The sequence below is a fragment of the Tepidibacillus decaturensis genome (assembly GCF_001561915.1).
In the GTDB taxonomy this organism is placed as follows: domain Bacteria; phylum Bacillota; class Bacilli; order Tepidibacillales; family Tepidibacillaceae; genus Tepidibacillus_B; species Tepidibacillus_B infernus.
Genome location: NZ_LSKU01000001.1, coordinates 2,095,103 through 2,109,979 on the forward strand (window position 1 = coordinate 2,095,103; position 14,877 = coordinate 2,109,979).

A 14,877-nucleotide genomic window follows, 5' to 3' on the forward strand; every position below is an offset into this window, starting at 1 on the left:
CGAAGTGTATTTACAAAACATGGTAAATACACTTCTTTTTTTGCAATGGTTTCACCTCGACAAATTTCTAACCTGCTTAAACTTTTTCTTGATATATTCTTTTTGTTCGGGATGAAGTTGGTATAATCCCATGATTCGATCATCGATTCTTTCATACAGTTCTAAGCGTTGTTCAGGACTATTAACTGACATCAATTGATCAACTAATTTTTCAATCTCCATCTGCTCTTTTTGGTCACAGGGAGGAATTGGAATCGATTCAATATGTTTGCGCAAAATCTTTACAGATGAAAACGATAAGGTATAGAAAAATTGAACCGGCCGCGAATTAAGTACAGCTAAGATATATTTGATCAAATACCCTTCAAGCGTTGGAATCAGGATATTCGCACTATTTAAGGATAAGGTTTGCTGATGATCATAGGCAAACGTTAAGGTTTCATTAATAAACCGATAAATTAATTTTTCTTTAGCCCGATAAAGAGAAACAGGTGCTACTTGTTGAAATTTCTCTGGTGTAAAGACAATATAATGGTTTCCCACATAATAATTATACTTATCGACATCATTTCCTTTTAAAATAGGCTCCCCACCAACAGGTTTGACTTGGGATAAATAAGCTTTATTATCACCAGTCACAATGCCTAATGCAAAATGTGCATGATCCTTTAAATATTGAACACCCGGTAATGATTTCATTTGTTCAATCAATTGATCTTCTGCATCTGATGATTTGACATTAAAAATGTGTAAATCATTGTTTAAAAATCTTTTTTGTGAAATAGAAACAATCAAATTCTCATCTTCGACAGTGATTTGGTGGTCTGGTGAGCTCTTTCTATTTCTCACGATTAAAGTAATGGCAGGAGCAAATACTTTTGAAAACTGCTGACCTAGTACCTTGATATTTAAGAGTTCTGTTTGCTCAAGCAAGATTTTTCGAATGGGAAGATGAGATTTTACATTTAGCAGAGACTCTGGAAGTACATAAGCCAAAAGCCCATTCTCTCGTAACATATGAATTCCACTTTCTAAGAAAAGGACAAAAGATTCGAGCGACCCTTGAGCAGTTAAATAACGATCCCGATAAAATTCCACTTCGTCCTGACTAAAATGATATCCCCATGGCGGGTTTCCAATCACTAAATCATACTGATCTTTATCATACGTAGAAAAGAGAGGATAGCCATATGCCTCTAAGCTATTTCGGGATCTAATATTCAAAATAGATTGTACATCAATCTCTGATTCAAGCAATAAAACCAGATTGATTCGAGCTAAAGCAACGGCAATTTCATCAATGTCAAAACCAGCGATACTTTCTTCAATGAGTCTTTGTTCTACTTCTTTAATATTTTGATGACCTGATTCTAACAATTGGCTTTTTAATCTTAAAAAAAGTTTAATTAAAAAATTCCCTGATCCACAGCATGGATCTACGGCTTTAGGAAGTTTATCCTTTTCAAAAAAGGTCAAACTTTTATCTACCAATGAATCAACGATCGTAGAAGGAGTGTAGTAACTTCCATTGTTTTTTCTTTTGCCCAAATGAGAAAGAGACATATAAACTAGTCCTAAAAAATCGTCTCCTTCAACAAAGGGAATATGTAGCTGTCTAACTTTTTGTAAAGCGATCAAATCAGACTCCTGAATGTTACCATTTCTATAATCAAAGAGGGACTCCAGAATCAGTTCATACTTCTGAAGGGAAAGCTGGTCTTTACTTATGAGTTCAGTAAAACTACTATCGTTTTGTGTGATATGAGTCTCTATCTTTCCCTGGGCAAGTAGTAGATTTAGCACAACTTCAAATAGAACAAGACGAACTTTCTCCTGATGTTTAATTTCTTTGGCAATTTCAATGATTTGTTCAGCGTACGAAAGGTAGGGAGAATAAGTAACATATTCGGTAGGGATAAAGTTTCCTTTCACCGCTTTTTTATTTCTTCTACTTTTTAATCGTTCCGTTTTTCCTGTTTCGATTTCATGTTTTAACTTTAAAACTTCCTCTATTTGAAATAAAGTATCCCGATTTTCCTTTTGGACTTTTTGTAATCTTCCTGTTTTCACCCAATTTCGGACTGTGGCCGTTGAAACAGCAAGCAAATGAGCAACTTCGTCTATATGAATATATTTTTGTTCTAGTCGTGTTTGGCTCAATGATTTAGCACCTCACAAATGATTTTCATACCTCTTTCAACGTACCATAATCGCTAAGTAGACTCCAGTTTTTCATTTCATTTCCGACGAAACAAAAAAGGAAGGTTATTTCCCTTCCCCAGTGATTATTATATTTTTCTCTGATTAAGAATGAGCGGAACCTCTTTTGCTTTCAATTGTTGCACTGGGCAGTTCCCACTTACCACACAGCCTGAACAACTATCGCAGCTTTTCCCAATACGCCATTTTCGAAAGGAACGATAAAGTGTCCAACTACTATATCCTATAATTGCAGTTAAAATAAGATAGGTCAACATTTTACCCTCTCCCTTTTCTCTTTCCAGTTTCCATATGGGTTGAACAACAATCACCTTTCACTTTCTTTTTTGTTGCCTTAAAAAGAATGTAACCACTATAAGCCACAATCACAGCTGTGATAAGAATTGAACCGATCATTTTTATCCCTTCCATCTTATTTGATATGGAATATACAATCATTCACTTACAAAGTACAATTCAGACTAATAGATTTCCTACTTGATAAATAATGAACGCTAAAATCCACGCAATAGAAAAACTATAACCTATTGAAAATAATGGCCACTTCCAAGAACCAGTTTCCTTTTTCATCACCACGATAGTAGCCATACATGGTGTGTAAAGTAAAACAAAGACCATGAATGCATAAGCAGAGACTGGAGTAAAGGTACTTTGAATAATTGCAGCTAATTGGGCGATGCTTTCCCCTCCGCCTGCACCATAAACAATGGACATGGTTGAAACAACGATTTCTTTTGCCATAAACCCACTAATCAGGGCGACTCCTGATTGCCAAGTACCAAAACCTAATGGGGCAAAAATAGGTGCTATGATTCCTCCTAGATCAGCTAGGAAGCTTTCATTCATCTCTACCATACCCGTCCACGAGAAATTAGCCAAAAACCAGATTAATACCGCCATACTAAAAATAATTGTCCCTGCTTTTTTAATAAAATTCTTCCCTTTGTCCCAGGTACTTAATAATAAGCTTCTTACCATTGGTATGCGATAGGGTGGTAACTCAATGGCAAACAAGCTCTCTTCTTCTTTTAGTAAGAAGCGTTTAAAAATAAAGCCTAGTAAAATAGCAAAAACAATACCTAATAAGTATAAAGAAAAGACAACGAGACTTTGATACTGTCTAAAGAAAATAGAAACAAACAACGCATAGACTGCTAATCTAGCAGAACAAGACATAAAAGGACTTAAAAGAATTGTAATTAGTCTTTCTTTTGGCTGCTCAATGGTTCTTGCACTCATCACACCTGGTACGTTGCAACCAAACCCGACGATCATGGGAATAAAGGCTTTTCCATTTAATCCGATGGATGACATCGCCTTATCCATAATAAACGCAGCCCTTGCCATATAACCGGAATCCTCTAAAAAGGAAATGACAAAGAATAACACAAAGATTTGTGGGACAAAAACAAGAACTCCGCCTACTCCTGCAATAATCCCATCAACCACCAATTGAAGTAACCAAGGTGTAGCACCAATGGAAATTAGAAATTGTGTTACACTTTCAGATATTGGCCCACTGAGCCAACCATCTAATATATCTTGTAATGGTGTTCCAACCCAAGAGAATGTGACTTGGAAGGTTAAAAACATAAAGAATAGGAATAATGGGATTCCTAAATATTTATGAGTGACGATCGCATCAATTCGTTCTGTCCATGTCCTTCTTGAAATAGATTCTGTTACCATCACTTCTTCTAATAATTGGCCGATCCAGCGATAACGCTCTTCACGAATTACTTGTAAGACAGGCACATTAAATTTAGTTTGCAATTGCTGTTTAATCGATTCAACTGCTTCTCGATTTTGATCATTTTGAACCAGTTGTTCAACAACTGAATTACCTTCTAAAAGCTGCAATGCAATCCAGCGGTAGTTGTGATTTTTAAATTCAGGTAATTGACCGATGATCGACTCAATTTGTCTCAGTGCCTCTTCAATCTGAGGATCATACTTTAATGCAAATTGAGGAGGAGACAAAGGAGATTGAATCACCTTAATAAATTCTTGGTATCCTTCCCCTTTTCGTGCCGACATTGGAATAATGGGAATACCTAAGCGTTGTTCCATTTTCTCTACATCAATCGAAATACCATACGCTTTGGCTACGTCCATCATATTTAAAGACATGACCACAGGTTTGCCAAATTCCAATAGTTGTAAAGTAAAATAAAGATTCCTCTCAAGATTTGATGCATCAACAATATTAATCAGTGCATCAAACTCTTCGCTAACCAGGAATTGACTCGCCACTCTTTCTTCAATTGAAAATGGAGAAATGCTATATACTCCAGGTAAATCCACTACCTCTACTGAATCATTGTATTTCATATAGCCAACCTTTTTCTCCACCGTAACACCAGGCCAGTTACCAACATATTGCCTTGTTCCTGTTAGCAGGTTAAATAAAGATGTTTTTCCTGCATTCGGGTTTCCAGCTAATGCATATACTGTCATTTCTTACACCTCAAATTCATTTTACAAACTCTACAAGAATTTCTTCTGCTTCTTTTTTGCGAAAACTCATCTGAAAACCTCGTACTTTAATCGCCATTGGATCGCCAAACGGTGCAATTCTAGACACTTCTAACACAGTTCCCGGCAAAAGCCCCATGTCCATTAGCCGCCTTTGTTTATTTTCATTCATATGTAATGATTTAACTCTTACTTTTTCCCCAACTCTACATTGAGCTAAATTTAATTTCATTCCACTCACCAACTATTTAGTAGTAATAATCATTCTCAATTACATTATATGATGAAAAATATTGGATGTATACCCTTTACCGTTTATTTAATTGTGAAATTTTTGTGAATGAATGGTTTTTTTTCATAATCCCTTTTCCCTCTGTTTTGTTTTTAATAGATCAATCGTCGTTGTATTGACCAAAAGATTGACTAATGTATATAGAAATGTGCTTAAGCCAAATACCCATGCGGTGATTCCTAGTACGATCATATTCAAGAAAAGGATGAAGCGGCCAAATGAATCAAATCAAACAAATCAACAAAAATAGAAATAGCAAACATACTAATAATGGTTCCCCCTTGGTAACTCAATAAAAAAGGTCGTTCCTTTGCCCTTTTTACTTTCTACTGAAATCTTTCCACCATGTGCTTCAACAAATCCTTTAGCAATAGATAAGCCTAAGCCGGTTCCCCCCTGATCACGAGATCTTGACGCATCAGTTCGATAAAATCTCTCAAAGATATAGGGAAGAAATTCTTCATCTATTCCAGGACCACTATCCATTACCTTAATCACTAGATTTGAATTGTATGAATGTGGGCTTATCTCAACCAACACCTTACCGTGTTCAGGTGTATGACGGAGTGCATTACCTAACAGATTAATGATGACTTGCGTAATACGGTCAGCATCGATCTCAATCAAAGGGTCTAGGCCTTTTTTAAATACCAAATCGATCTGTTTTTCTTCTGCCAACCATTCAAAATGATCAATCACCCGTTGAATCAATTCATTAAGATTCGTCTCACTTTTGTTAAGAGGTAATTTGCCTGCCTCAGCTAATGTAAGCTGTTGAAGGTCATTCACTAATCTTGACAAGCGAAATACTTCATCATTTAATTGCACAATAACTTCTGGGCTTGGTTCAAGAGCATCCTCCTGAATCGACTCTAACTTTCCTCTTAAAATAGAAAGGGGTGTCCTTAATTCATGGGCCACATCTGCTACTAGGTTTTTCCTTACTTCCTCATTTCGTTCTAATTTTGCTGACATTTCATTAAAGGCATTAGCCAGTTGATGAAATTCATCCTCTGTTTTCACTTGAATTCGATAAGAGGTATCGCCCTTTGACAAATAGTGAATCCCTGTCATCAATAGAGAAAGTGGCTTCGTCATCGTTTTTGAAAAAAATAACCCCAATAAAACAGCAATCACGACTGCAATCGAGGTGCCAAAAAGAATGGAAGTATTCATCGAATTCATGAATTGTTGTTCTAATGTAGTCAAGCCATTACTCTTATCACGATTAATAATTAGTTCTCCAACCTTGTTTTCATTTAGGATTAGGTCTTCATGAATCCCAGAGATTTCTTTTGCCGATTTGCCTAACCATTTATTTTGGGTATCTCCAACGACAATACCCTGTTGGTTAGCAACGATTATTTCTAGGTTTTCCATCCCAATACTATTCTGACTATTTGCCCACATAGGCCCTCTACGAGCCCTATATTGGAATGGATTATCTACCAATTGTTCTTGTATCTGATCCCATGATTGGTAATAGTCATAGTAATTAAGCAACATCTCTTTTAGAACCTGAATTCTTGTACTTTCATTCTGGCTCACATAATTCTCAAAAACAGTTCCAATTCGATTTTGAAAATATAAGGATTGTAATAAGGCCATGACGATGACGATACTACTAAAAGCAATAATTAACTTTGTTTGTAGTCTCATAGGTCTCCCCCAAATCGATAGCCAATTCCATAAACAGTTTGAATATATTTAGGATTCGCTGGATCTTCTTCTACTTTTCTCCGCAGATTGCTTACATGTGTATCAATAGACCGTTCATAGTTCACATAAGCTTCTCCCATGGCAATATTCATCAATTGCAAACGACTATAGACTCTGCCAGGCTTTTGCGCTAAGGCAACCAAAATTTTAAATTCAGTTGGGGTTAAATTTACTTTCTTTTCGGCAACATAGACTTCAAATTTAGATTGAAAAATTTTGATTTTCCCTCTGATCATAAAGTCCTCTTCCACTTCCTCATCAGGCTGGGTTCTGCGTAGAACGGCTTTCATCCTTGCCACTAACTCCCGTAAGCTAAATGGTTTTGTAATATAATCATCAGCCCCCATCTCCAAACCTAACAGCTTATCTACTTCGTCAGTCTTAGCCGTAAGCATAATAACAGGCATTTTCTTATAAGTTGTTCTTACTTCCCTTAATGTTTGAAGCCCATCCATTCCAGGCATCATTAAATCCAAAAGCATTAAATCAATATTTCCATGTTTTATTTGATCAAAAGCTTCATAACCATTGCTTGCTTCTAATACATCATAGCCCTCATTGATTAAAAAGGTTTTAACCATCTCCCGAATTTTTGTTTCATCATCCACGATTAAAATTGTCTTCTTCATGGCAAAGTCCCCCAAAAAATTCCTTTTCCCTTATCTTATCTTCAAAATCTACATTTTTAAATCAATACTATTAAGAAAAGGTTTGTATATTCCATCGCGCTCCGTCATCCGTGCCCTTATATGAATAAAGATTACGGAGAGAAGGGCACTTCTGAAGGCACACAAAGTGTACAAGTCGTGCTACACAGATAAAGCTGCTAGTCACGCTATGTCGCTGCTTATGGAATATACAAACCCTTAAATGACAAGTGGAAGAAAGTTATACTTGCTTATCTTTTTGAAAAACCCTGAAGTTAAACTCCAGGGCTAAACATATTATGTGTGATTTAATTAGTTGGAACTGGTTGAAGAATTGACTGACCAGCGTGGGCCACCACCAAATCCTCTACCTGCTCCTCGCATACCTTGACCATTCCATTGACCACCCATTCTTGGGCCAACTTCTGTTCTAGTGATTGCAGCTTCCATATTTACCTTCATTCGTTCAAGGATGTAGTTCTTTTGATCTTCAGTAATCACTTTATCCTTAACTAATTGATCTAATTGTTCGGTTTTCGCAGCAACTAAAACTTCAAGAAGTTGCTCGGTTGTAACACCTTTTTCTTCTGCAATTTGTTCAATTGATTTTCCTGATGTTCTTTGTGCATATAACTCATCAGCTGTGATACCAATTTTCTCAGCAACAATCTCATGCATGGAACCAGCAAAATATTGTCCCATACGCATTCCCATTGGTTGCCAGTTTGTTGGTTGTTGCACTTGTGCTGGTGCTGTAACAGGTGTAGTATCTGCTTGGCTTACGACTGGACCAATCATCGCCCCTACTCCCATTGCTCCAACTAGTGCACTTGCAAATAAAACTTTTTGTAATTTCATATTTGATCTCCCTTTCTTAGATAAATTGGGAAACTAGCTAGCTTCCACTATTATCTTAACCAAGGGATTTTCAGAACTTTTTTTAGAAATATCAAGATCATGTTAAGATTTACATTTTTTAAGTTTAGATTATAATCCTAAAATATGATATCCACTATCTACATGGATGACTTCACCTGTAATGCCACGAGACCAATCACTCATTAAAAATAGAGCCGTATCTCCAACCTCTGAAGCATCTGTTGTTCTTCGAAGTGGAGCTTTTTCTTCAATCTGATGAAGAATAGTATTAAAATCTTTGACACCTTTTGCGGCCAATGTGCGAATAGGTCCAGCTGATATGGCATTTACGCGAATTTGATTTGGCCCTAAGTCATTGGCTAAGTATTGTACACTAGATTCTAAAGCAGCTTTTGCTACTCCCATTACATTATAATTTTGAACCACTCGTTCTCCACCAAGATAGGTCATGGCTATAATGCTACCGCCTTCGGTCATTAACTTCTCGGCTTCACGTGCAACAGCAACTAAAGAATACACACTAATTTCTTGAGCCATCAAGTAGCCATCTCGAGAGGTATTGGCATATTTCCCCTCTAATTCTTCTACTTTCGCATGTGCAATACTATGAACAACTCCATGTAAAACGCCAACTTCTTCTTTTAGAAATTGGAAAAGGGCACTAATCTCTTTATCCTTAGTAACATCGCAAGGGTAAATCAGTTTATTGTCCATTTCTTCTGCCAACTCTAAGATATTTTTTTCAAATCGTTCACCTTGATATGTAAAAATTAATCGTGCTCCTTCACGGTATAACGAATTAGCGATCGCCCATGCAATACTACGTTTATTTGCAACACCCATTACTAAGATATTTTTACCTTTTAAAATCTGTCCCGACATGGGAACTCACCCTCTTTCATTTCTACTTTTAGTACCTGATACTAATATATACTAATAATTTTACATGAACCTTATTTAAATGTAAACCTCATGCAAGCTAATTATGCTCAATCTGTTCATTTTTCAAACTTTTAAAATTTTTTGTGTAAATATTCTATTTGCTTCTTTTTGTATCTCAATTTAAAATATGTATTAAAATTTATGTTATAGTAAAGCAATAAAGAAAGGAGAGGGGATTAGACATGGCACAAATTCGTCCATTTCAAAAAGTTTTGGTAGCAAATAGAGGGGAAATTGCGATACGTATTTTTCGTGCATGTACAGAACTTCATATACGCACTGTTGCCATTTATTCCGAGGAAGACCAGGTCTCTTTGCATCGTTTTAAGGCTGACGAAGCCTATCTGGTGGGAGAAGGGAAGGGGCCAGTCGAGTCCTATCTTGATATTGAAGGGATTATTGAGATTGCCAAACGTCATAATGTGGATGCCATTCACCCGGGATACGGTTTTCTTTCTGAAAATAGTGAGTTTGCACGGCGCTGTGAAGAAGAGGGTATTGTTTTTATTGGCCCAAACCCAGAACATATCAAAATGTTTGGTGATAAGGTGGAAGCAAGACGTTTAGCCATTGAAGCCAATATACCAGTCGTCCCAGGTACTGAAACCCCTATCGAGCAATTACAGGAAGCTATCTTTTTCGCAAATGAACATGGGTATCCGATTATGATTAAAGCCGCTTCTGGAGGGGGCGGACGGGGGATGCGAATTGCTCGAAATCAGGCAGAACTCGAAGAATCAATGGAAAGAGCTCGTTCCGAGGCCCTTTCAGCTTTCGGAAACTCTCAAGTCTATTTAGAAAAATATCTCGAAAACCCAAAACATATTGAGGTTCAAGTCTTGGCAGATCAGTATGGCAATGCAGTTCATTTATTTGAAAGAGATTGTTCTGTCCAACGACGCCATCAAAAGGTTGTCGAGATCGCTCCATCCCTCTCTTTGACTGAAAATCTACGAAATGAAATCTATCAAGCAGCGCTAAAAATCATGAAACAAGCGAATTATATCAATGCTGGTACTGTTGAATTTTTGGTAACTCCCGATCAAAAGTTTTATTTTATTGAAGTAAACCCTCGCATTCAAGTTGAACATACTATTACCGAACTAATTACTGGTATTGATATTGTTCAAGCCCAAATTAAAATTGCTGAAGGGTATGCCCTTGATAATTCAGTAATGGGCATTCCTCCTCAAAATCAGATTACTAAAAATGGTTATGCAATCCAATGTCGTGTGACAACTGAAGATCCAGAGAACGGATTTATGCCTGATACTGGAAGAATTGTTGCCTATCGCTCTGCAAGTGGTTTTGGTGTTAGACTAGATGCAGGAAATAGTTTTGCCGGGGCTTACATCACACCTCACTATGATTCTTTGCTCGTTAAGGTATCCACCTATGCTAATACCTTCGAACAAGCAGCATCAAAAATGTTACGTACTTTAAAAGAGTTTCGAATCCGTGGTGTAAAAACAAATATTTTATTCTTAGAAAATCTTGTTCAACATCCGAACTTTTTAAATGGTCATTATGATACATCTTTTATTGATAGCCATCCTGAATTGTTTCATTTACCACCAAGACAAGATCGAGCAAGCAAACTTCTTTCCTATATTGGTCATATTACAGTGAATGGGTACCCAAACCTACCAAAAAAAGATAAAAAACCTAGCTTTCATAAACCAAGAATACCAGCTACTTCCATCAAACTCCCTTATCCTGATGGAACCAAACAGATTTTAGATCAATATGGAGTTGATGGTCTGATCAAATGGGTGATGCAACAGAAAAAAGTGCTGATAACTGATACTACTTTTCGTGATGCTCACCAATCCTTATTAGCAACACGTGTCCGTACCTACGATTTGCTTAAAATTGCAGAGGCTACCGGAAAATTAGCTCCTGAAATTTTTTCCCTCGAAATGTGGGGTGGTGCAACGTTTGATACTAGCATGCGTTTTCTTAAAGAATGCCCTTGGGATAGATTGCATCAGCTTCGTGAAAAAATCCCTAATATACTATTTCAAATGTTAATCCGAGGAGCCAACGCTGTAGGTTATACTAATTATCCTGACAATGTGATTAAAGAATTTATTAAAGAATCGGCGGATTCAGGTATCGATCTATTCCGTATCTTCGATAGTTTAAATTGGCTTAAGGGAATGCAAATTTCAATCGATGCCGTTAGAGAGAATGAAAAAATAGCAGAAGCAGCCATTTGTTACACAGGTGATATTCTTGATCCGACAAAGGATAAATATACGTTACAATACTATATCAACCTCGCTAAAGAATTGAAAAAATCAGGAGCTCATATCATTGGCATCAAAGACATGGCTGGCTTATTAAAACCCTATGCAGCCTATAAGCTTATTAAAACACTCAAAGAAGAAGTAGGTTTACCTATTCACCTTCATACACATGATACCTCAGGTAATGGCCAAGCAACGCTTTTAAAAGCGATCGAAGCAGGAGTGGATATTGTTGATACGGCATTAAGTTCAATGTCTGGTCTTACCTCTCAACCAAGTCTAAATGCTTTAGTTGCTTCATTAGAATATAACGAAAGATCTACTGGATTAGATTTAGATAACCTGCAAATGCTAGATCATTACTGGGAAGATGTTCGCCCATACTATGCTTGTTTTGAAAGTGGGTTAAAGTCAAGTAGCACGGAAGTTTACAAACATGAGATGCCTGGGGGACAATATACCAATCTAAAACAGCAATCTATTGCTGTAGGACTAGTAGATCGTTTTGATGAAGTAGCAGATATGTATGCAAAAGTTAATAAAATGTTTGGCGACATTGTCAAAGTAACCCCTTCATCAAAAGTAGTTGGTGACATGGCTTTATTCATGGTACAAAACCACTTAACGGAAAAAGATATCTATGAGCGGGGTGAACAGCTTGATTTTCCTGATTCTGTTGTTCAATTCTTTCAAGGCTATCTTGGTCAACCTTATGGAGGATTCCCTCAACGTTTACAAGAGATTATTTTAAAAGGAAAAGATTATATTACTTGTCGCCCTGGGGAGCTGTTGCCATCAGTTGACTTTTCTAAAACAAAAGAAGAACTAGAACAAAAAATACATCGAAAACCAACCAATAAAGAAGTGCTATCCTACATTTTATACCCTCAAGTCTTTCTTGATAAAGAAAAATATATTGAGGAATATGGCAACCTATCGTTTTTAGATACCCCCACCTTTTTCTATGGAATGAGACCTGGTGAAAGAATTGCAGTTGAAATAGAAAAAGGGAAAACTTTGATGATTAAGCTAACGTCCGTTGGCGAGCTTCAACAAGACGGATCAAGAACGATTTATTTTGAATTAAATGGGATTCCAAGAGAAGTTACAGTAAGGGATGAACATACTGGCATCGCCATTCAAAAAAGAAAAAAAGCTGAACGAAATAACCCGCTACATGTAGGCGCAACAATGCCAGGTAAAGTTTTAAAAGTAATAATTGAACCAGGGGATCGGGTGAATAAGGGTGATTATATGATTGTAACAGAGGCGATGAAGATGGAAACGACGATTCAAGCTTCGAATGATGGAATCGTAAAAGAAATCTATGTCAAACCTGGGGATACAATTGAAAGCAACGATTTGCTTCTAGAGTTTGAATATGTTAAAAATGAGTCATAACAGAACTCTGCAAAAAGGAGAATCTTAATGGAATTTCATTTACAAATTGGTATGACAGGTACTAAACAATCCATCGTTAACAATACTAATACAGCTAAAACGTATGGTAGTGGAGAGTTAGAAGTATTTGCTACACCAGCAATGGTTGGGCTCATGGAGGGTGCAGCGATGAATGCCGTTCACTCTTCATTGCCTGAAGGTTTTGGAACAGTAGGCACAGAACTTCAGGTAAAACATGTCGCTGCAACTCCCTTAGGAATGAACGTAGAAGCAAGGGCTGAACTAATTGCAATCAATGGAAAACGATTAAGCTTTAAAGTTGAGGCCTATGATGAGGTTGGGTTGATTGGTGAAGGTACCCATGAACGATATATTGTTGAAGAAGAAAAATTCCTTTCAAGAGTAAATAATAAGGGTAAAGAATAAGTTATTTTTAATAATGTAGGAAAAAATCCGGGGTGTCATTCCCGGATTTCCTTCATAATATAGATTGTTTACCTAACTTCTCAATGTGGCAATCAGTCGGTTTTGTTTCAATAACAAGTCTAACCCATCTGTGATTTGTTTGACCACGATATCACTTTTCATAAGGGAACTTGTTGCACAACCTTCAGTCCCAATCAATGCAATGGCTAAGTCAGAGACTTCAAACATCCACTCATCATTTACTCCATTCCCCATGGAAATGACACCTTTTTCTTTTAATGCTTGAACAAATCGCTGCTTCTCTCCTAATTGATCTTCTTTGCCAATCACATGGACTTGTACAGGTAAATCTTTACACTGATCATGAACACTACTATTGGTATCTGCTGTAACCACATAGAGAGTTAAATCTTTTGCTAATTGTCTAAGCTTTTCTTTCACTTCTGGTAAGATCACTCCATCTAAAGCAATCGTTCCATTGAAATCCAAAACTAAATTTTCTACTTTTACTTCCTTCCTTCCTGGAATGTTGATCGTTAACATAGATACCCTCCTAGACAATATAAGGTTAGTTAAAGCATGGCTTTCCAAATCATTCTTTATTCTTATCATACTTTTTCATTTTTCATATCCCAATAATCAGGGAAAGTAGACCAAAACATATTAAATAGATTATCATGGAAAGATAAGAAAATGAATCTTGCTTGGAGGAAGAAACGAATGAACGACAAAATCAGTCAAATTGAACGAGGAGAGCGGGGAAGTTGGATCAGTATTATTGCTTATGTCTCCCTATCTATTTTGAAATTATTGATTGGATATCTTTTTAATTCTAAAGCTCTCATTGCCGATGGGCTAAATAATACAACAGATATTATTGGTTCGATTGCAGTCTTGGTTGGTTTCAAGATTGCTAAAATCCCTCCAGATAAAGACCATACATATGGCCATCTTCGGGCAGAAACTATTGCTTCCATGGTAACCTCCTTCATTATGTTTGTCGTGGGAATTGATGTCTTATACAACTCTGTACGTAACCTATTCTCACCAAAAATCGAAACACCACAAATGATTACAGCTTGGGTGGCTCTATTTTCCGCACTAGTCATGTTGCTGGTCTATCGCTATAATATAAAATTAGCAGAAAAAATCCAAAGTGATGGATTAAAGGCAGTAGCCCTAGACAATCGTTCTGATGCCTTTGTTAGTATAGGTGCATCTGTAGGAATTATTGGTGCCCAATTTAACCTCCCTTGGCTAGATCCACTAGCTGCTTTTGGTGTTGGTGTTATTATTATCAAAACCGCTTGGGAAATCTTCACAGAAAGCTCTCATAATTTATCCGATGGATTTGAATATGAACGGTTAAATCATATGAAGATCACAGTAAAGACAATAAAAGAAGTAAAAATCGTTAAAGATATCAAGGCGAGAAAACAAGGAAGTATCGCCATTGTAGATGTTACTATTGGTGTAAGGCCAACCCTTAATGTAGTAGAAAGTCATGAAATTACCGAAATCATTGAAAAACGTTTAATGAAAGAATTTCCTGACGTTCAACGTGTTCATGTTCATGTTGAACCCATTGAGGTGAGTACCAGTGACCCAACTTGATTGGTTATAAGAA

The 14,877-nt window shown here is 36.8% G+C and carries 14 protein-coding genes; 3 read left to right on the plus strand and 11 right to left on the minus strand.

The features are described from left to right. Positions 1–51: 51 nt before the first annotated feature. The 10 genes from U473_RS09920 to fabI all read right to left on the minus strand — a co-directional run bounded on the left by U473_RS09920 (position 52) and on the right by fabI (position 9,114). A complete protein-coding gene (locus U473_RS09920; protein WP_068725880.1) occupies positions 52–2,160 on the minus strand; it encodes a TaqI-like C-terminal specificity domain-containing protein in 2,109 nt (702 codons plus the stop codon). Between the two features lie 128 nt (positions 2,161–2,288). Continuing rightward, positions 2,289–2,477, minus strand: a complete 189-nt coding sequence (locus tag U473_RS09925; protein ID WP_068725882.1) for a FeoB-associated Cys-rich membrane protein — start codon at positions 2,475–2,477, stop codon at positions 2,289–2,291. A gap of 1 nt (position 2,478) precedes the next feature. After that, positions 2,479–2,616: a FeoB-associated Cys-rich membrane protein gene (locus U473_RS15260; protein ID WP_153012039.1), complete on the minus strand. Its 138-nt coding sequence runs from the start codon at positions 2,614–2,616 to the stop codon at positions 2,479–2,481. A 60-nt stretch (positions 2,617–2,676) separates the two neighbouring features. Beyond that, positions 2,677–4,677, minus strand: coding sequence for a ferrous iron transport protein B (feoB, locus tag U473_RS09930; RefSeq protein ID WP_068725884.1), 2,001 nt, complete (start codon positions 4,675–4,677; stop codon positions 2,677–2,679). A 16-nt stretch (positions 4,678–4,693) separates the two neighbouring features. Then, complete coding sequence (locus U473_RS09935; protein WP_068725886.1) at positions 4,694–4,927, minus strand: FeoA family protein; 234 nt, start codon at positions 4,925–4,927, stop codon at positions 4,694–4,696. A 123-nt stretch (positions 4,928–5,050) separates the two neighbouring features. Next, positions 5,051–5,194: a YitT family protein gene (locus tag U473_RS15720; protein WP_407701951.1), complete on the minus strand. Its 144-nt coding sequence runs from the start codon at positions 5,192–5,194 to the stop codon at positions 5,051–5,053. Positions 5,195–5,251: 57 nt separating this feature from the next. After that, positions 5,252–6,646, minus strand: a complete 1,395-nt coding sequence (locus tag U473_RS09940) for a sensor histidine kinase (protein WP_068725889.1) — start codon at positions 6,644–6,646, stop codon at positions 5,252–5,254. Then, positions 6,643–7,335 (minus strand): response regulator transcription factor, encoded by a 693-nt coding sequence (locus tag U473_RS09945; protein WP_068725892.1) that lies wholly within the window; start codon positions 7,333–7,335, stop codon positions 6,643–6,645. The genes U473_RS09940 and U473_RS09945 overlap by 4 nt, the downstream gene beginning before the upstream one ends. 330 nt (positions 7,336–7,665) lie before the next feature. Beyond that, positions 7,666–8,211, minus strand: coding sequence for a hypothetical protein (locus U473_RS09950; protein ID WP_068725895.1), 546 nt, complete (start codon positions 8,209–8,211; stop codon positions 7,666–7,668). Positions 8,212–8,340: 129 nt separating this feature from the next. Further along, positions 8,341–9,114 carry an enoyl-ACP reductase FabI gene (gene fabI, locus U473_RS09955; RefSeq protein ID WP_068725898.1) on the minus strand — a complete coding sequence of 258 codons (774 nt, stop codon included), beginning with the start codon at positions 9,112–9,114 and terminating at the stop codon, positions 8,341–8,343. Positions 9,115–9,356: 242 nt separating this feature from the next. Here fabI and pyc point away from each other — a divergent pair, with 242 nt between their 5' ends. Together pyc and U473_RS09965 are read left to right on the plus strand one after the other, a co-directional pair. After that, positions 9,357–12,824, plus strand: coding sequence for a pyruvate carboxylase (pyc, locus tag U473_RS09960; RefSeq protein WP_068725901.1), 3,468 nt, complete (start codon positions 9,357–9,359; stop codon positions 12,822–12,824). Between the two features lie 27 nt (positions 12,825–12,851). Next, the gene (locus U473_RS09965; RefSeq protein ID WP_068725903.1) at positions 12,852–13,250 is read left to right on the plus strand and encodes a thioesterase family protein; all 399 of its coding nucleotides are present in this window, start codon (positions 12,852–12,854) and stop codon (positions 13,248–13,250) included. 72 nt (positions 13,251–13,322) lie between these two features. Here U473_RS09965 and U473_RS09970 read toward each other — a convergent pair whose 3' ends face one another. Then, positions 13,323–13,793, minus strand: coding sequence for an HAD family hydrolase (locus U473_RS09970; protein WP_068725906.1), 471 nt, complete (start codon positions 13,791–13,793; stop codon positions 13,323–13,325). 177 nt (positions 13,794–13,970) lie between these two features. Here U473_RS09970 and U473_RS09975 point away from each other — a divergent pair, with 177 nt between their 5' ends. Then, complete coding sequence (locus U473_RS09975) at positions 13,971–14,864, plus strand: cation diffusion facilitator family transporter (RefSeq protein ID WP_068725908.1); 894 nt, start codon at positions 13,971–13,973, stop codon at positions 14,862–14,864. The last annotated feature ends 13 nt before the right edge of the window (positions 14,865–14,877 follow it).